This is a genomic window from Actinacidiphila yanglinensis, assembly GCF_900107965.1.
GTDB classification, from domain to species: domain Bacteria; phylum Actinomycetota; class Actinomycetes; order Streptomycetales; family Streptomycetaceae; genus Actinacidiphila; species Actinacidiphila yanglinensis.
The window spans coordinates 160,393-178,164 of the sequence record NZ_FNVU01000017.1; the positions used below are offsets into that span (position 1 = coordinate 160,393).

At 73.8% G+C, this 17,772-nt stretch carries 13 protein-coding genes; 3 read left to right on the forward strand and 10 right to left on the reverse strand.

The window, feature by feature from the left end; translation table 11 throughout:
• Window positions 1-63: 63 nt before the first annotated feature.
• The 3 genes from pepN to C4U44_RS30380 form a co-directional block, all read right to left on the reverse strand.
• A complete protein-coding gene (pepN, locus tag C4U44_RS30370; protein WP_103889245.1) occupies window positions 64-2,652 on the reverse strand; it encodes an aminopeptidase N in 2,589 nt (862 codons plus the stop codon).
• Between the two features lie 260 nt (window positions 2,653-2,912).
• Window positions 2,913-4,106: a nucleotidyl transferase AbiEii/AbiGii toxin family protein gene (locus C4U44_RS30375; RefSeq protein WP_160145145.1), complete on the reverse strand. Its 1,194-nt coding sequence runs from the start codon at window positions 4,104-4,106 to the stop codon at window positions 2,913-2,915.
• A complete protein-coding gene (locus C4U44_RS30380) occupies window positions 4,091-4,801 on the reverse strand; it encodes a hypothetical protein (RefSeq protein WP_103889247.1) in 711 nt (236 codons plus the stop codon). Before C4U44_RS30380 ends, C4U44_RS30375 begins: the two co-directional genes overlap by 16 nt.
• Window positions 4,802-4,976: 175 nt before the next feature.
• On the opposite strand from C4U44_RS30380, the gene C4U44_RS30385 reads away from it, so the two are divergent.
• Window positions 4,977-8,543 carry a beta-N-acetylglucosaminidase domain-containing protein gene (locus C4U44_RS30385; RefSeq protein ID WP_235032465.1) on the forward strand — a complete coding sequence of 1,189 codons (3,567 nt, stop codon included), beginning with the start codon at window positions 4,977-4,979 and terminating at the stop codon, window positions 8,541-8,543.
• A gap of 33 nt (window positions 8,544-8,576) precedes the next feature.
• Here the strand turns inward: C4U44_RS30385 and C4U44_RS30390 are convergent, their stop codons facing one another.
• A complete protein-coding gene (locus C4U44_RS30390; RefSeq protein WP_103889249.1) occupies window positions 8,577-9,191 on the reverse strand; it encodes a VOC family protein in 615 nt (204 codons plus the stop codon).
• Window positions 9,192-9,399: 208 nt separating this feature from the next.
• A complete protein-coding gene (locus tag C4U44_RS30395; protein WP_103889250.1) occupies window positions 9,400-9,936 on the reverse strand; it encodes an HNH endonuclease in 537 nt (178 codons plus the stop codon).
• Between the two features lie 286 nt (window positions 9,937-10,222).
• Between C4U44_RS30395 and C4U44_RS30400 the strand changes: the two genes are divergently transcribed.
• On the forward strand, window positions 10,223-11,203 hold the full coding sequence (locus tag C4U44_RS30400; protein ID WP_103889251.1) for a mechanosensitive ion channel family protein: 981 nt from the start codon (window positions 10,223-10,225) through the stop codon (window positions 11,201-11,203).
• Between the two features lie 61 nt (window positions 11,204-11,264).
• Here the strand turns inward: C4U44_RS30400 and C4U44_RS30405 are convergent, their stop codons facing one another.
• From C4U44_RS30405 to C4U44_RS30415, 3 genes are all read right to left on the reverse strand, one after another.
• Entirely contained in the window at window positions 11,265-12,965 is a 1,701-nt protein-coding gene (locus C4U44_RS30405) for a hypothetical protein (RefSeq protein WP_235032468.1), read from the reverse strand.
• Window positions 12,966-13,452: 487 nt separating this feature from the next.
• Entirely contained in the window at window positions 13,453-13,836 is a 384-nt protein-coding gene (locus C4U44_RS30410) for a DoxX family protein (RefSeq protein WP_103889253.1), read from the reverse strand.
• Window positions 13,837-13,889: 53 nt separating this feature from the next.
• The gene (locus tag C4U44_RS30415) at window positions 13,890-14,360 is read right to left on the reverse strand and encodes a carboxymuconolactone decarboxylase family protein (RefSeq protein ID WP_103889254.1); all 471 of its coding nucleotides are present in this window, start codon (window positions 14,358-14,360) and stop codon (window positions 13,890-13,892) included.
• A gap of 172 nt (window positions 14,361-14,532) precedes the next feature.
• Between C4U44_RS30415 and C4U44_RS30420 the strand changes: the two genes are divergently transcribed.
• Window positions 14,533-15,972, forward strand: coding sequence for an FG-GAP and VCBS repeat-containing protein (locus tag C4U44_RS30420; RefSeq protein ID WP_103889255.1), 1,440 nt, complete (start codon window positions 14,533-14,535; stop codon window positions 15,970-15,972).
• A 35-nt stretch (window positions 15,973-16,007) separates the two neighbouring features.
• On the opposite strand, the gene C4U44_RS30425 is transcribed toward C4U44_RS30420, so the two are convergent.
• Both C4U44_RS30425 and C4U44_RS30430 read right to left on the reverse strand, forming a co-directional pair.
• Window positions 16,008-16,913, reverse strand: a complete 906-nt coding sequence (locus tag C4U44_RS30425) for a sigma-70 family RNA polymerase sigma factor (RefSeq protein ID WP_103889256.1) — start codon at window positions 16,911-16,913, stop codon at window positions 16,008-16,010.
• Between the two features lie 133 nt (window positions 16,914-17,046).
• Window positions 17,047-17,673: a TetR/AcrR family transcriptional regulator gene (locus C4U44_RS30430; RefSeq protein ID WP_103889257.1), complete on the reverse strand. Its 627-nt coding sequence runs from the start codon at window positions 17,671-17,673 to the stop codon at window positions 17,047-17,049.
• Window positions 17,674-17,772 lie beyond the last annotated feature (99 nt).

Sequence of the window (17,772 nt, forward strand, 5' to 3'; positions counted from 1 at the left end):
CCCCGGTCCGTGAGGACCGGGGCACCACTGTCGGATTGCGCCGGGCGCGAGGTGGCAGCCGCCTTACGAGGCGTCGGCCGCCCGCTGCGCGGCCTCGTCGGCGGCGCGCGCCTTCAGGGCCCGCTCGACGCCCGCGCGGGCCTCCACCACGAGACGGCGCAGCGCCGGCACCGGCTCCGCCGACGCCAGCCAGGCGTCGGTGGCGTCCAGGGTGTCCTGCGAGATCTGGAGGGCCGGGTAGAGGCCGACCACGACCTGCTGGGCCATCTCGTAACTGCGCGAGTCCCACACGCCCTTCACCGAGGCGAAGTACTTCTCCGTGTAGGGCGCGAGCAGTTCGCGCTGGTCGCTCTGGACGAAGCCGCCGATGACGGCCTCCTGCACCGCGTTGGGCAGCTTGTCGTCGTCCACCACCGACGCCCACACCGCGGCCTTGTTCGCCGCGTCGGGGCGGGCGGCGCGGGCCGCGGCGGCGTGCTGCTCGCCGGCGGAGGTGGGGTCGCGGACCAGCTCGGCGTCGATCGCGTCGTCGCCGGCCCGGCCGGTCGCGGCCAGCCGGGTCAGCAGCGCCCAGCGCAGATCGGTGTCGACGGCCAGGCCCTCGTAGCCGTGGCTGCCGTCGAGCAGGCCCTGGAGGATGTCGAGCTGCTCGGGGGTGCGGGCCGTGGACGCGAACGCGCGGGCCCAGGCCAGCTGGTGGTCGCTGCCGGGCGCGGCCGCCACGAGGTGGTCGAGGGTCGCCTGCGTCCAGCGGGCCACACCGGTCTCGCGCCAGGCCGGCGCGGCGTAGGCGTCCAGGGCCAGCTTGACCTGGCGGTGCAGGGACTGCACCACGCCGATGTCGCTCTCCTTGCCGATGCCGTGCAGCACCAGCTCCAGGTAGTCGCGGGCGGGCAGCTCGCCGTCCCGGGTCATGTCCCAGGAGGAGGCCCACACCAGCGCGCGGGGCAGCGACTCGGTGAAGTCGCCGAGGTGGTCGCGGACCACGGCGAGGGACTGCTCGTCGAGCCTGATCTTGGCGTACGACAGGTCGTCGTCGTTGAGCAGCACGACGTCGGGGCGGGCCTGGCCGACCAGTTCGGGCACGTCGGTGAGCGCGCCGTCGACGTCGAGCTCGATCCGGCGGGTGCGGACCAGGACGCCGTCCTTGAGGTCGTAGGCGCCGATGGCGATGCGGTGCGGGCGCAGCACCGGCACGCCCTTGGCGCCCTGGGGCAGCTCCGGCGCCTCCTGGCGGACCGCGAAGGCGGTGACGGTGCCGTCGGCGCCGACCTCGATCTCCGGCCGCAGCACGTTGATCCCCGCGGTCTCCAGCCACGCCTTGGACCAGGACTTCAGGTCACGCCCGGAGGTCTCCTCCAGCGCGCCGAGCAGGTCGGCCAGCCGGGTGTTGCCCCACGCGTGGCGCTTGAAGTACTGCTGCACGCCGGCGAAGAACTCGTCCATGCCGACGTAGGCGACGAGCTGCTTGAGGACCGAGGCACCCTTGGCGTACGTGATGCCGTCGAAGTTGACCAGGACGTCTTCCAGGTCGTTGATCTCCGCCATGATCGGGTGGGTGGAGGGCAGCTGGTCCTGCCGGTAGGCCCAGGTCTTCATGCTGTTGGCGAAGGTGGTCCACGAGTGCGGCCACTTCGAGCCGGGGGCGTGGGCCTGGCAGGCGATGGAGGTGTAGGTGGCGAACGACTCGTTGAGCCACAGGTCGTTCCACCACTCCATGGTGACCAGGTCGCCGAACCACATGTGCGCCAGCTCGTGCAGGATCGTCTCGGCGCGCAGCTCGTAGGCCGAGTCGGTGACCTTGGAACGGAAGACGTACTGGTCGCGGATGGTGACCGCCCCGGCGTTCTCCATCGCGCCCGCGTTGAACTCCGGGACGAAGAGCTGGTCGTACTTGGCGAACGGGTACGGGTGGGCGAACTTCTCCTCGAACCAGTCGAAGCCCTGCCGGGTGACCGCGAAGATCTCGTCGGCGTCCAGGTGCTCCACGAGCGAGGGCCGGCAGTAGACGCCGAGCGGCACGCTGCGGCCGCCCTCGCCCTCCCAGGTGCTGTGCACCGAGGCGTACGGACCCACGATGAGCGCCGTGACGTACGACGAGATGCGGGGGGTGGGCTCCAGGACCCACACGCCGTCGGCGGGCGGCTCGGGGGTCGGGGAGTTGGACACGACGGTCCAGCCGGCCGGCGCCTTCACGGTGAAGGCGAAGGTGGCCTTGAGGTCGGGCTGCTCGAAGCTGGCGAAGACCCGGCGCGCGTCGGGGACCTCGAACTGCGTGTACAGATATGCCTGCTTGTCGACCGGGTCGACGAAGCGGTGCAGGCCCTCACCGGTGTTGGTGTAGGCGCAGTCGGCGACCACCCGCAGCTCGCTGGGGCCGGCCGGCAGCGCGTCGAGCGCGATCCGGGAGTCGGCGAAGACCTGTGCCGGGTCGAGCGGCGCTCCGTTGAGCACCACCTCGTGGACCTCGGGGGCGACCAGGTCGATGAAGGTCGAGCCCGCCTCCCTCGCCTCGAACCGCACGGTGGTCACCGAACGGAACGTCCCTCCGTCCTGGGCGCCGCGCAGGTCCAGCTCGATGTCGTACGCGTCCACGGCGAGCAGGCGCGCACGCTCCTGCGCCTCCACACGCGTGAGGTTCGTACCAGCCACGACGGCCCTCTCCTTCGCTACCGAACTCGTCGACCGGACCGGATCGATCCGGATATCGCATACCCGTGTCCCGCTCACCGGATCTTCCCCGGTGGCACGCCCATCCTTGCATGCCCCGGCGTTCACCAGCGGAGCCCCTGTGGATAACTCCCGGTACGGTTTTCCGCCCGCCCGGGGCGGGCTCCCGGCCCTCGCCCGACCCCGTCCCGGAACCGTCCCGGCTCCCCTGCGACTCTGCCCCGGACGGGTCCTGACACGCCTCAGCGGTCCGCGAAGACCGGCCGCAGCACCGCCAGCAGCCGCTCGGCGTAGTGCGCCTGGTCGCGCGCGAGGTGCGGGTACTCCCGGCGGAAGTGCTCCCAGCCCGGTCCCTCGGTGGCCTCCACGACCTGGTCGAAGGTGATCGGATGGGCGCTGTCGTGGCTCACCCGGTACGTCTCCTGGATCACCTCGTACGGCGGCCGGTGGCGCTCGCCGAGCAGCACCGCGTCGTAGAGGTCCTTGCCCTGCGGGTGCATGTCGCAGAGGAGCCAGACCAGTTTCCAGGCGAAGGAGACCTCGGGGCTCGCCGCCCGGAGCAGGGCGCCCGGCGAGCCGGCGGAGAGGGCGACCCGGATCCGCCGGGGCCGCTCGGGCAGTTCCTCGCCGAAGACGAAGTCGAGCTGGACCAGCCCGCCCGGCAGTTCGGGAAGTCCCGGCGACGCCGGTACCGACCAGGGCAGCACCATCCGGCGCCCCGGCACGCGATCGTAGGCCCAGATGTACTCGGAGTCCGCCCGGTCGGCCAGGATCACCGGCCCGCCGGGCCGCTCCCCCGCCACCCGCTGCGCGTCCGCCGCGATGCCGAGCAGCATCGGCTCCGTCCGCGCGTCGTCGATCCGCCAGTCGACCGGCGTCACCACGAAGTCCAGGTCGCCCGGCTCGCGCGCGTCCCGGCCGAGCCAGCCGGACAGCAGCGCGCTGCCGCGCAGCACCAGGGAGTCGGCCCACCCGCCGCGCTCGATCGCGACGAGCACGGCGTCCAGCGCGGCACGCCGGGCCGTCCGCCAGCGGTCGGCGAGAGCGGGATCCCCGAACCGCGGGTCCGAGACGCGGAAGGCCAGGGAGAAGTGGAGCAGGGCCGGGTCGAAGGCGGGTTCCGCCCGCGTCACGGGCGCTCCGCCCGCCGGACCGCCGCCGATGCCGGTGCCTGTGGCAGTGCCGGTGCCGGTGCCTTGGCCCGGGCCGAGCCGCGGAAGCCCCACCTGTCCCGGGCCGACCGCAGCGTACGCGGCCAGGAACGTACGGGGCAGCTCGGTCCCGCGCCGCCGGGCCTCCTCCGGGGGTTCGCTCCTGCTGCCCGGGCCGCCACCGGGGAACTCCTCCCACGGTTTCGTGTACCACCCGTCGTTCGCCTCGTTGCCCGCCCCGCCGTTCACTTCGTCGCCCACCCCGCCGTTCACCCCGTCGTCCACGACGCCTCCTTGATGCCGCCATCGCCCGCCCCGCGGGCCTCCTCCGGCGCCGGGCCGGACGCCGGCGCCGCCATCCACCCGTCGTCCACCGAGAGATCGCTGTCGAGAAGGACGAACTCCCGCTCCACGGCGAGGACCTCGTCACCGTCCGCGTCGATGTCCGCGAGCAGCGCGGCCAGCCGGCCGCCGGCCGTCCACGCGCCCACCGCGTGGCAGCGCTGGGTGACGAAGCGTTCGTGCCGTCCGGTGAGCGGGTCCCGGAGCCTGCGGGCGTTCCACGACAGGTGCGCGCCGTGCGGGACCGCCGTCGCGAGCAGCCGCTCGCGGTCGAAGTCCGCGGGCAGTGCGAGCTTCACATGGTGCTCGAAGTACGTGCCGGCGCCGGCTTCCGCGGCCGCCTCGTCCTCCTGCGGCGCCTCCGGGGCCCAGGGAACCGTCTCGGTCTTCACCCGCACCGGCCGGAACCCCGCCTCCCTGGCCCGCCGTTCCAGTGCGAAGGCGGCGTCCTGGTGCTCGCGCAGCCCGGTGCCGGATGATCCGAGGGTCAGCATCGGCTGCGACGGCATCCGGCCGCGGGCCAGCACGATGTGCGTCAGCTTGGCGGCGTTCCCGGCCGCCCAGGCGGTCAGACGGTCCAGCTCGCGGGCGTCCTGGCAGGCGACAGTGATGTGCGTTTCGTACGGATGCGTCGACACGCGTCCGATGGTGCCAAACGGCCGGTGGGGCGTTCATCCCAATATCCGATCGGCGTTCCCCACAAGGGCGTTGACAGGCGTGGCGGCGAAGTGGTGGGGTCGCGTTTCAGCTTCGGCAGCGGCTGCGGCCAAGGCATCGGCCGCGGCCTCGGCATCGGGTGCGCTGGAGGAAGTCGTGCGAAGGGGTTCGGCCGTCGCGGTCGTGGCCACGGTGGTGGGCGGATTACTGGGTCCGGTGCCGGCGTGGGCCGACGCCCCGGCGAGCCCCGCGACCGGGCCGGCCGGCCCCGCCAGTGCGAGCGCGGACACCGGCAGCCGTCAGGGCACGGCCGTCCCGGCGGTGTGGCCGAAGCCGCAGTCGATCACCGCTGCGGGTGAATTCGCCCCGGTCGGCGGGCAGCACGTCACGCTCGTCTCCGACCCCGGCGCGGACCCGTACGCGCTGGACGTCGTCGAGGACGCGCTCACGGCGGCCGGAGCGGCGAGGATCGTGCGGGCGGCGGCGCCCGGCCCCGGAGGCGGTGAGGCCGCCTCACCCGGCGGCACCGGCACGAACGGCCTGACGGTGTACGTCGGGACCGATGCCGCGAGCGCCCCGCTCGCCCGCCTCAGGGCGCCGGCCGCCGCGGACCTGCCCAGCGGCGGCTACCGGCTGGCGGTCGGCGGACGTACCGTCGCGATGGCGGGCGTCGGCGACGACGGACTCTTCCACGCGGCCCAGACGCTCCGCCAGTTGACGGTGACACGGGGCGGCACGCGCGGCTTCGCCGGGGTGGTGGTGCGCGACTGGCCGAACGCCCCGGTGCGCGGCGTGGCGGAGAGCTACTACGGGGTGCCCTGGACGCAGGCGCAGCGCCTCGACCAACTGGACTTCCTCGCCCGCACCAAGCAGAACCGCTACCTCTACGCGCCGGGCGACGACCCGTACCGGCAGGCGCAGTGGAAGGAGCCCTACCCGGCGGCGCAGCGCGCCGACTTCAGGGCGCTGGCGCGGCGCGCGGCCCAGGATCACGTGATGCTCCAGTGGGCGGTGGCGCCCGGGCAGGCCATGTGCTTCTCCTCCCCGGACGACCAACGGGCACTGGAGAAGAAGCTGGACGCGATGTGGGCGCTTGGCTTCCGGGCCTTCCAGCTGCAGTTCCAGGACGTCAGCTACAGCGAGTGGCACTGCGCCGCCGACACGGCGAGGTTCGGGTCGGGCCCGGACGCGGCGGCCCGCGCGCAGGCCCAGCTGACCAACACGGTGGCGGCCTACCTGTGGTCCCGCCACGGAACGACGGCGCGGGGCGGCCCGGAGGTGTCGCTGCTGCCGACCGAGTACTACCAGGACGGCGCGACCCCGTACCGCACCGCTCTGGCGGCGGCACTCGACCCGGACGTCGAGGTCGCCTGGACCGGCGTGGGGGTACTGCCGCAGCAGATCACCGGCGCCCAGGTGGCCAAGGCGAAGAGCGCGCTGCGCCACCCGCTGCTGACCGTCGACAACTACCCGGTCAACGACTTCGCGCCCAAGCGGCTGTTCCTCGGCCCGTACACCGGCCGCCAGCCGGCACTGGCCACCGTCTCCGCCGGGCTGCTGACCAGCGGCATGCAGCAGCCGGCCGCGTCCCGCATCCCGCTGTTCACGGCGGCGGACTTCGCCTGGAATCCGGGGGGTTACGACCCCCGGACGTCGTGGCAGGCCGGCATCGACGACCTGGCGGGCGGCGACCAGAAGGCAGAGGCGGCGCTGACCGCCCTGGCGTCGGACGAGGAGTCCTCCGCGCTCGGCGGCACCGACGGCGCCTACCTCGACCCGCTGGTGAAGGCGTTCTGGACGGCGCTGGACGGCCCGCCCGGCAACGGCGCCGCCCTCGACGCCGCAGCGGCGGGACTGCGTGCCGCGTTCGGCGTCCTGCGCACCGCCCCGCAGACCCTGGACGGCCTGGCCGGCGGCACGTTCGGCGACGAGGTACGGCCCTGGCTGGACCGGATGGCGGCGTACGGCGCCGCGGGCCAGGCCGCGGTCGACATGCTGCTGGCGCAGGCCCGGGGCGACGGCGCCGCGGCCTGGCGGTCCCGGCAGGAACTGGACGGGGAGCTGGCCGCGCTCGACCAGGGCACCGTGAAGGTGGCCGGGCAGACCGTCGACGCGTTCCTCGACCAGGCGGTGGACCGGGCGGACGCCTGGACCGGGCTGCGGGCGGACGGCCGGACCGCTACCACCACCATGGCCTCCGGGCGCGGCAGCGACCCGTCGGCGATGGTCGACGGGAAGGACGGCACGTCCTGGTCGAGTGCCGCCGCGCCGCAACCGGACGACGCGGTCGGGGTGGACCTGGGCGGGTCGATGCCGATCGGCGCGGTGCGGATCACGATGGGTGACGGCAGCGGCTCGGACGATTTCCTGCACGACGCGGTGCTGGAGGTCTCCGACGGTTCCGACCCCGGTTCCGGCCCGGGCTCCGGCTCCGGCTCCGGCTCCGGCTCCGGCTGGCGGAAGATCGGCACGTACCACGACCAGCCGGTGATCACCGCGACGTTGCCGCCCGGCACCCGGGCCCGGCAGGTGCGGCTGCGTGCGACGGCGCCCCAGACCGGCGCGGTGACCGTGCGCGAGTTCGACGTGGCGGGGACCGGGCAGCCGGCGCCCACTGCGACGGGCGGCCCGCATGCGGCGGCCGTGCTGGACGGCGACCTGACGACGGGGGCCGGGCCCGGCCCGCTGACCGTCGACCTCGGCGGGGCGCGGCTGCTGGACACCGTCACGGTGGTGACGGGACCGCCCGCCGCACCCGCGGCGCCGGTGGAGCCGCCGCCGGGGCCGCCCGACTCCGGATGGGCGACCGTCGCCCCGGACCCGCGGCCGAAGCCGAAGCCGGCACAGGTCTCCGTGCAGGTACGGCAGCCGGGGGGCGCGTGGCGGACGATCGGCTCGGTACGGCAGGGCGGGTGGGCCGAACTGCCCGCCGGGGTGCTCGCCGACGCCGTGCGCCTGTCCGACGGCAACGGTGTGCGCGAGGTCGTGCCGTGGTTCGCGGGGGCGCCCAAGGTGGCGATCGACCGGCCGACGGCCGATGCGGAGGCGGGCGGGCCGGCTGTCACCGTGACGGCCGAGGTCTCCTCCGGCCTGCCCCGGGACACCACGCTGGCCGTCGTCCGGAGCAGCGGCGGCAAGTCCCCGGTGGTCCTCAGCGCGGCACGATCCACGCCGCTGCGGCGCGGCTCCACCACCGCGGTGCCCCTGCGGCTGAGCGTCCCCGCGGGCACCGCCCCGGGCTCCTACGCCGTGCCGGTGCGCTTCACCGTGTCCGGCCGCACCGTCGAACGCACCCTGACCGTCCGCACGCACCCGCGCACCACCGGACCCGACCTGGTACCCGGCTCCACGGCCACCTCCTCGGCGAACGAGACCCCCGACTTCCCGCCCTCCTACGTGGCCGACGGCAACCCCTCCACCCGGTGGTCCTCCCCCGTGGACGCCGCCTCCTGGGTGCAGGTGCGCCTGCCCGCCCCGGCACGGGTCGGCAAGGTGGTCCTGCACTGGGAGGACGCCTACGCGGCCGCCTACCGCATCCAGACCTCCACCGACGGCGTCACCTGGCACACCGCCGCCACGGTCACCGACGGTTCCGGCGGCACCGAGGGCGTCTGGCTCGACTCCCCCACCCCGACCCGCTACCTGCGCATGCAGGGAGTCCGCCGCGCCACCAAGTACGGCTACTCCCTCTACGCGATCGAGGCATACGCAACCGCCGACTGACCCCACCGGCCCCGTCCGCCCCGGTGCCGGACGTCACTGCCCGGGTGCCCCCCAGGTGAAGCCGTCCGGGTCGGTGAAGGGGGTGGCGTCGGTGGTGATCGTGAGGCCGTGCGGGCCGGTGCCCTCCGGGGGGACGCCCGCGTCCTTGGCGAGGGCCTTGCGGCCGTAGAGAGCGAGTTTGAGGGGGCTGCCCGGGGTGGCGAACTCGACGTACTTGCGGCCGAAGCTCTTCCCGACCGCGAGGCCGTGCTCGACGTAGAACGCCTTGCTCGCCAGCACGTCCTCGACCCCGAGCAGGAGCACCACCTCGTCGACCTCCCGGGTGGCCGGGCCCTTGTCCTTGCGGGCCGAGGTCGCGACCTTCCACAGCGCGCCGTCGGGGGTGCGGACGACGCCGCCCCACCCCCACAGCGACTTCGTGACCGGCTTGACCGCCGTGGCGCCCGCGTCGAGGGCGGCGTCCACGAGGGACTTGACGGTGGACGGCTGGGACACGACCAGGGAGAGCGTGAACCCCCGGAAACCGGTGTCGGCGGGCGGTGCCTCCCGCACGTGCACCTGGGTGTCCAGGCCGAAGGCGGAGGTGTAGAAGGTGCGCGCGGCGGTGGGATCGGCCGCGTCCAGGGTGACGGATTCGATGGAAGCCATACGACGACGCTATGCGGGGTCCCTGGACCCGCGCTTCTCGAATCCTGATCGGTTCGGGACCGGAATGCGGAAAGCCCCGGGCCTGCTTCCGGGCCACCCCCGATCGGATCCCGAGCACGCTCCCGGGCACGCCGCACCCGCGGCCGCCCCCGGGCCCGCACAGCGTGCGAGCCGGGGTCGCGGCCGCGGAAATAGCTGAGCCCGGACCTCAGGCTGATATGCCGTCGATCCGGGCCAGGGCGTCATCCGCGCCGAAGGGTTGCAGATATGGCAGCCACCTCGGGTCCCGATGTCCGGTCCCGATGATCCGCCAGGCGAGCCCCGACGGCGGGGCCGGTTGATGGCGCAGCCGCCACCCGAGTTCCGCGACATGGCGGTCCGCCTTGACGTGGTTGCAGCGTCTGCACGCCGCGACCACGTTGTCCCAGGCGTGCTGGCCGCCCCGGCTGCGCGGGATGACGTGGTCGACGCTGGTGGCGGCGGCCCCGCAGTACGCGCACTTGCCGCCGTCGCGGGCGAACAGCGCCCGACGGGTCAGTGGCACCGTGCCCCGGAAGGGGACGCGTACGAACTTGGTGAGTTTCACGACACTCGGCGCGGGCAGCGCCTGGGTCTCGCTGTGCAGGTAGGCGCCGGATTCCTCCAGGCACACGGCCTTGTTGTTGAGCACGAGGATGAGCGCGCGGCGGAGCGGTACGACGCCGAGCGGCTCGTACGACGCGTTCAGTACCAGGACATGCGGCACGGATGCCTCCTTTGGCGCCGGCGGCGCGTGGCTCGCGCCGGGACGATCTGGCCTCAGTGTCTCCGGAATGCGGTGCACCGCGCCACCATGCCCGGGTAACGGACCGAAGGTGTTTTGGACCACACTTCTGCTCCTCCCTCTCCGTCCCTCCAGGGCGGCAACACCGCACCACCCTCCATACATCCCCCGCTCAGGGGGCCTTCGCTCCTCTGAACGTGCAACGAGACGGCATCGTTCGCCCGGCTAGATTGGGAGCCTTCAGTACCCCCGACGGAGGTTCCCGTACGTGTCCAGCGCGACGCCGCAGCCCCAGACCACCGCACCCTTCGCGGACGTGCCGCGTTCGGCGGCACAGGCCAGTAGCTGGGTCGACGACAACTGGGCCGGCTGGCTCAGTTCGGGCCTGCGCATCCTGCTGATCGTCGCCATCGCGGTAGTACTCCGTTCGGTGGTCCGCAAGACCATCAGCCGCCTGATCGAACGCATGAACAGGGGTGCCGAGGCCGCCGCGAACACCGCTCTCGGCGGGCTGCTGGTCAACGCGGAGCGGCGGCGGCAGCGCAGCGAGGCGATCGGCTCGGTGCTGCGCAGCGTGGCGTCGTTCCTGATCCTGGGCACCGCGGCGCTGAGCGTGCTGTCGGTGCTGAAGATCGACCTGGCGCCGCTGCTGGCCAGCGCGGGTGTGGCCGGGGTCGCGATCGGCTTCGGCGCCCGGAACCTGGTCACGGACTTCCTCTCCGGCGTCTTCATGATCCTGGAGGACCAGTACGGCGTCGGCGACGTCATCGACGCCGGGATCGCGTCCGGCACGGTCGTGGAGGTCGGGCTGCGCGTGACGAAACTGCGCGGCGACGGCGGCGAGATCTGGTACATCCGCAACGGTGAGGTGAAGCGGATCGGCAACCTCAGCCAGGGCTGGGCGACCGCCCTGGTCGACGTGCAGGTCGGCGCGGGCGAGGACCTGGACCGGGCCCGCACGGTGATCGCGGAGACGGCGGACGCGATGGCCAAGGAGGCTCCCTGGGACGAGCGGCTGTGGGAGCCGGTGAAGGTGCTCGGTCTGGAGTCGGTCGGCGTGGAGTCGGTGGTCGTCCAGGCCCAGGCCCGCACGATGCCGGGCGAGGCAGCGGGCGTCTCCCGCGAGCTGCGGCTGCGGATCAAGCAGGCGTTCGCCCGGGAGGGGATCGAGATCACCGGGGGTCCCGCGGGCGGGGCGATCCCGCCGCAGTCCGGCGGCGTGGACGGAAGCGACAGCGCCACCTCGTAAGGACCGCCTTCCAGAAGCACGGGCCTTACGAGGTGGCGCGGCCTGCCTGACGGAACAGGCCCTACGGGTTCGACCTCGCCTGCGGGGAGGCGCCGCCGTCCTCCGGTGGGCCCGGCTGGGCACCCCGGGGCGGCGCCCCCTTGGACGAGATCAGGCTCGACGTGATCGTCATCGGATTGTCGGTGAACGCGGTCAGGTACAGCGGGGAGTGCGGCGGGAACTCCCGGTAACCGCCCGGGGGCGTGAGGCGGTACGTGGCGGAGGCGTGGGGGCGCAGGGTGCGCGCCCCGGACTCGATGGTCCACCAGTCGGACGAGCCCTGGCCGTTGCGTGACGCGAAGTGCGGGGTCAGCGCGGTGGAGGCGTTGTTGGTCACCCGGACCGTCACGGACACGAACCCGTGGTGCGCCAGCGCCATCTTCGGCGTGACCTTCATGGTCAGCGGCGGCGAGCTCGCGGCGGCCACGCTCACGCACAGCACCGCCGGGGCCAGCAGCCCCGCCGCCACCGCCGCCTTGGCGCGGCGCCCGCGCAGCCGGGCCGGCAGCCGCGGCTGCCAGGCGCGCGCGAAGGCCGAGCCGGGCACCGTGGCCAGGGCGGCCAGCCACAGCGGGGTGAGCATCAGGAAGTAACCGTCCTGGGAGCGGGTCGCGAAGTAGAACGAGGCCCAGGGCAGGATGGTGATCGCCGGGCCGAGCCGCCGCACGAACAGGCAGGTCGCGGCGAGCAGACCCAGCAGGAGCAGGCTGCTGCCGTACGAGTAGAAGTCGAGCCGGCTGCTGCCGTCGGTGAAGTAGTTCGAGATGTCCACGACGCCCTGCCCGTGCATGATCGCCTTCTGCGTCAGTGGCAGCAGGATGCCGTGCAGCCAGCCGCGCGGGTCCTGGGCGGCGAAGTACGCGTTGAGCACGCCCCAGGACGCCAGCGCGATGCCGGTGTAGCGGGCCGTCACCGCGAGGGCGCCGCGAGGGCCGCGTGCCCCGAGTTCGCCGCGCCGCACCGCGTAGAGCGCGACGAGCAGGAACGGCGTGAAGAACCAGGCGAGTTGCTGCGAGGCGCACGCCGCGCCCAGGCACACCGCGCGCAGCACGCCGTACCGGCCGAGCCGGCCTCCGGCGCCGGTGTCCGTCCAGCGGACCACCACCGGGACGAGCAGGGCGAAGGCGAGCATGGCGGGGTAGCCCTCGCGGGCGTACTGCGGCAGCAGGTCGAAGCCGAGGCACACGGCGGTGGCCGCGGACCGCCACGGGGCGGGCAGCAGCAGCCACAGCAGGACGGTGCCGGCGGCCAGCGCGCCGGTGCTCACCATCGTGGCGGCGGCGGTGCTGTGCACCAGCAGGTGGACGGGAGCGGTGAGCAGCGGGGCCAGCGGCGGGTAGCCGTAGGTGTAGTCGGCGCCGCCGCCCATGGTCTTGGTGATGCCGATGCCGGTCCCGTGGAACAGCCACGGCCACGGCTGGTCGTAGATCGGGCGGCCGTGGTCGATCGCCGTGGCGGCCTGGGCGGTGAGCACCCCCTCGTCGACGCCGGCGTGGTGCAGCGCGTAGCGGCAGGCCATCAGGAGCAGGGCGGTGGCCAAGACGCCGGCGTCGACCCGGGTCAGCGCGCGGCGGCCGCGGACGGTGCAGGCCAGCACGCCGGCGACGAGTATCGCGGCGTAGCAGACCGAGATGATCCCGGCGATCCACGGGTGGACCGCCATCGCGTTGGTCCAGCTGCCTCGGGTCCCGATGAACAGGCTGACCGTGGCGATCACCGTCATCCCGCGGTGCCACTGGGTCGGCGCGGCGCCCCCGGGCTCCGCGCCCGTCCCCACTCCCCCGGGCGCCGTGCCCGCGGCCCCCACCTGCTCGGGTCGCACCGGCGCTGCCGCTTCAGGCGGGCGCGGGGCCACCGTTCCGCCGCCCGGGTACGAGCGTCCTTCCATGCCGACCGTTTCCCCTCCGTCGGCCCTGCCCCCGCCGGTGGTCCGGCGGCGCGGCATCGGGCGCACACGACTACTTCTCAGGAGGGAAACCGGGGCCTGGTCGTTGCGCCGGCCCGGAGCGGAATTCCCCGACTGAGATGACCGTGCGGGCCGGGTCCTGGTTGTCCTGGGGGCGGGTGACGAGTCGGTGAACTCTGGCCGACTTCCGGCTGCGCGACGGACGGGCGGGCCCGGAGGCCGCCGGTGACCGGGTCGGGGATGCGGGTGGCGCGAGCGGGGCGCCGCAGCTCCGGCTCCGGTGAGCCCGTGCGGAGCCGTACCGTCATCCCGTGAGGGACTCGGGGCCGAAGCGGCCCACCGCCACGAAGACGATCAGGGCGAGGTAGAAGAGGTTCAGCAGCGCGTGGCCGGGCTCGCGCCGGCGGTACTCCACGACGGCCGCGCCGCCCATCACGAGGCCCAGGCCGACGGCGGCCAGCGGCACCAGGAGTTGCGCCCTCGCGAGCAGCGCGGGCAGGACCAGCCCGGCCGCGCCCAGCACCTCGACCGCCCCGAGCTGCTTGATGAACCCGGCGCTGAAGTCCAGGGCCCAGCCGCCGCCGGGAGCCCTGGCCAGCTTCTCCCGGGGGATGAACAGCTTGTTGCCTCCGGCGATCAGGAAGACCGCGGTCAGCAGCCAAGTGACGGTCCACAGCGTGATGTTCATGGAATCTCTCCCTCTCTCGGTCTCTCCCTCTCACCCCTCTCTCCTCGGGGTCCCTACACGTGCTGCCCGACCAGGTAGCCGCCACCCGGCTGCCGGGTGATGACGTTGAGCCGGTTGAAGGTGTTGATGAGCGCGATCAGCGCGGCCAGGGCCATGAGTTGCTCGTCGTCGTAGTGCTTGGCGGCGTTCGCCCAGACCTCGTCGCTGATGCCGGCGCCGTCGGCGAGGCGGGTGCCCTGCTCGGTGAGTTCCAGCGCGGCCCGCTCAGGGTCGGAGAAGACCGTCGTCTCCCGCCAGGCCGCGACCAGGTTCAGCCGCAGCGGTGTCTCCCCCGCGTGCAGGGCCTCCTTGGTGTGCATGTCGAGGCATCCCCCGCAGCCGTTGATCTGGCTGGCGCGGATCTTCACGAGTTCCTGCGTCGCGGCCGACAGCGTCGAGCCGGCGAGGACCTTGTCCGCCGAGACGAGGTACTTGACGAGCTTCGGTCCGACAGCGGTACCGAGGGGGTTGAGCCGGGCTGCCATGAGGTGCTCCTTCGTCGTGGTCGGTGAGCTTCACCTCTGGGACGAGGAGGACCGCGAAGACGTAACACCGCGGCGGGAGAAGGGCGTCGCGCCGGCACGGCGCGGAGGACAACTGTCCGGCCGGGCGGCGAGTCTGACAGGTGACCGTGAAATCCCTTCCGGGAGGAATCCGATGTTCCGTTCCCCTCCACGTGTCATCCGTCCGAGCGCGCGGTTCCTGGCGGGCGCGCTGCTCCTCTGCGGTCTGGGCGCCGCCCCTTCCGCGACCGCGGCAGCCGCGGGGCCGGCGGACCGGCCCGCCGTGCCGTTCAACGCGACGCAGCCCGACTTCAACGGGGACGGCTACCCGGACCTGGTCGTCGGCGCGCCGGGAGCCGCCGTGGCCGGCGCGGCGCGCGCCGGGTACGTCGCCGTCATGTACGGGTCGGTCGACGGTCTCTCGCTCACCCACCGTGCGGTGGTCAGCCGCAACACGGCGGGCGTGCCCGGCAGTCCGACGCCCTACGAGGAGTTCGGGTACGCGGTCACCTCGGCGGACCTCGACGACGACGGCTACACCGACCTCGTGGTGGGCAATGCGATCGGGCCGGACACCCGGTCGGTGATCCTCTGGGGCGGCGCGAACGGGCTGTCGGGGGCGAGCACGGTGCCCGGCTCGATCGCGGCCGCCGGCGACTTCGACGGCGACGGCGCGGTGGACGTCGCGCTCTTCGACACCGGCACGGCCAGCGGCGACGAGCCGCTCGGCACCACGGCGGTGGTGTGGCGGGGCCCCATCTCGCGCGCAGGCGTGCCGGCCTCCTCGTACGACTTCGGCGCGCGGGAACGGATCGTCGACATCCGCGCGGTCGCGGCGGGCGACGTCAACGGCGACGGCCGCGACGACCTGGCGGTACTGGAGTTCATCGGCGACGACGGCTACGGCACCGCCCTGTTCACCGCGGGCCCGTCCGGGCTCGACGAGGCCACGGTGCCGGCCGGCGCGTACCCGTCCACCTCGCTGGCCATCGGGGACGTGAACGCCGACGGCTACGGCGACCTGATCGTCGGCAACGCGGGGCGCGGCGCGGGGCAGGTGCTGGTCGGCTACGGAACGGCCACCGGTCCCGGGCCCGAGGACCAGTGGCCGGCCATCGACCAGAACAGCCCGGGCGTCCCGGGCGGCAACGAGTTCGGCGACCTGTTCGGCGCGTCGGTCGCGGTCGGCGACGTCGACGGGGACGGGTTCAGCGACGTGGCGGTGGGGGTGCCGAACGAGGCGCTGGGGACCGCCGGCGACAAGCTCGGCGCGGGGGTCGTCGTCCTGCTGCGCGGCGGTCCGGACGGCCTCAGCGGCACCGGCGCCCAGGCCTTCAGCCAGGACACCGCGGGAGTCCCCGGTGTCGCCGAGGCGGGCGACCACTTCGGCGGCCGGGTCGCACTCAGCGACGTCAACGGGGACGGCCGTGCCGACGTCGCGGGCGCCGCCCCCGGCGAGGACGGCGGCAACGGCGCCGTGTGGTCGGTACCGGGCGACGCGAAGGGACTCGTGCCGGCCGCGGCGCTCATCGTCGGACCGAAAGGCATCAACGCCCCCGCGACCGGCGCCGCGTTCGGCGCGGATCTGCGCTAGGACGTGTCCGGCGCATCCCGGCGTCCGCCCACAGCTCAGTGACCGGACGGATCAGGGCCGGGATGTGCCGGCAGGTCCATGGCCGCCAGGCGCTCGGGGTCGCTGACGGACAGCACCTCCACGATGCGGCCGTCGGCCACCGTGCACGCCATCACCCCCATCACCCGGCCGCTCGGGCCCCACACCACGATCCCGGGCTCGCCGTCGATCAGGGCGGAGCGCGTGGTGACCGCGGCGCGTGCGCCGCGCTGGGCCCTGACCGCGACCTCGGCAGCCCCCACCCGGACGACCTCGCCGCGCCCGGAGAAGGAGCGCCACGTCACGTCCGGGTCCAGCACCCGCATCAGCCCCTCGAAGTCCCCCGCGCGCGCCGCCGCGAGGAACGCGTCGACCACCGCGCGCTGCCGCTGCCGCTCCGCGGCGGGACGGGGACTGCCGCCCTGCACCTTCCTGCGGGCCCGGCTGGCGAGCATCTTGGCCGCGTCCGGGGACCGTCCGAGGATGCGCCCGATGTCCTCGAACGGCACCGCGAACATGTCGTGCAGCACGAACGCCAGCCGCTCGGTGGGGCGCAGCGTGTCCAGCACCACCAGCAGCGCCAGCCCGACCGATTCGGCCAGCAGCGCGCCGTCCTCGGGCGCGCCCTCCTCGTCCTGGCTCACCACGAGTTCCGGCAGCCGGTCGTCGTACGGCGCCTCGGGCCGGATCCTGCGCGCCCGCAGCACGTCGAGGCAGACCCGGCCGACCACGGTGGTCAGCCAGCCGCCCAGGTTGTCGATCCCGGCCGGGTCCTGGCGCGCCAGCCTCAACCAGGCCTCCTGCACCGCGTCCTCGGCGTCCGCGCGCGAGCCGAGCATCCGGTGGGCGACCGCCACGAGGCGTCCGCGCTGCTCCTCGAAGGCGCCCGCCAGCGCGTCCTGCGGCCCTGTTCCGGTGGTCATCCCCTCACCCTCCTCGCGCCGTTCCGACCTGTCCCGCTCCGGCGCCTCACGCCTGTGACGCGGCGGGAGCCGCCGGGGTAACAGGCCCGCCCGCACCGTGATCCTCCCGCGGGCAACCGGCTTCGGGAGGCGCTCAGTCCGATCCCGTCCCCAGGGCGTCGAGCAGCGGCGCGAGCCCGGTGATCGCCTGCGCGACGAGGTCGGCGAGGTCGTCCACTCCCCCGCGCTCGGCCCAGTAGCGGGCGGCCTCGAACTGGACGGCGGTGAGGGCCGTCGCGGTGAGCCGTAGCCGGTAGTCGTCGACCGGCCGGCCGGAGCGGGCGGCGAGGACGCGGGCGACGGCGGCGTAGGTCTTCCGGTCCTCGACCGCCTGGCGGGCCTGGATCGCGGGCACGTCCGCCGCCAGGCGGAGGCGGGCGAGGGTGTACGCCCGGCCCTCGGCGTCCGCGGTCGCCGCGGCCACCACGGCGGTCGTGCCCGCCAGGACGCTGGCGTGCAGCGGCTCCCCCGCGGGCCGCTCCCCGACGATCCGCTCGAACAGCGGGTCGTACTCGTCGGAGAGCACGACGTCCTCCTTGGTCGGGAAGTAACGGTAGAAGGTGGTCGTGGAGGTCTCGGCCGCCGCCACGATCTGCTCGACCGTCGTCCGGTCGTACCCCTCCGAACGGAACAGCCGCATGGCCTCGGCCTGGATCGTGCGACGCAGCTTGATCTTCTTGCGTTCCCGCAGGCCGAGGGGGTGGTCACCGGGCACGCTCATGGGATGGTCCTCGCTCGTGGGCCGACGGGTCGGCTCGCTCCTCGGCTTGCTGCTCGACGCCCCGCCGGTCCGGTCACCGGGCCCGGCTGGTGCGCCGCC

What these genes read in the sequence shown, in the direction of transcription:
- C4U44_RS30405 (WP_235032468.1), bottom strand. Translation starts at nt 12,965, where the DNA reads ATGACGGTGATCGCCACGGTCAGCCTGTTCATCGGGACCCGAGGCAGC.
- C4U44_RS30415 (WP_103889254.1), bottom strand. Translation starts at nt 14,360, where the DNA reads ATGGCAGCCCGGCTCAACCCCCTCGGTACCGCTGTCGGACCGAAGCTC.
- C4U44_RS30430 (WP_103889257.1), bottom strand. Translation starts at nt 17,673, where the DNA reads ATGAGCGTGCCCGGTGACCACCCCCTCGGCCTGCGGGAACGCAAGAAG.
- C4U44_RS30425 (WP_103889256.1), bottom strand. Translation starts at nt 16,913, where the DNA reads ATGACCACCGGAACAGGGCCGCAGGACGCGCTGGCGGGCGCCTTCGAG.
- C4U44_RS30410 (WP_103889253.1), bottom strand. Translation starts at nt 13,836, where the DNA reads ATGAACATCACGCTGTGGACCGTCACTTGGCTGCTGACCGCGGTCTTC.
- C4U44_RS30390 (WP_103889249.1), bottom strand. Translation starts at nt 9,191, where the DNA reads ATGGCTTCCATCGAATCCGTCACCCTGGACGCGGCCGATCCCACCGCC.
- C4U44_RS30420 (WP_103889255.1), top strand. Translation starts at nt 14,533, where the DNA reads ATGTTCCGTTCCCCTCCACGTGTCATCCGTCCGAGCGCGCGGTTCCTG.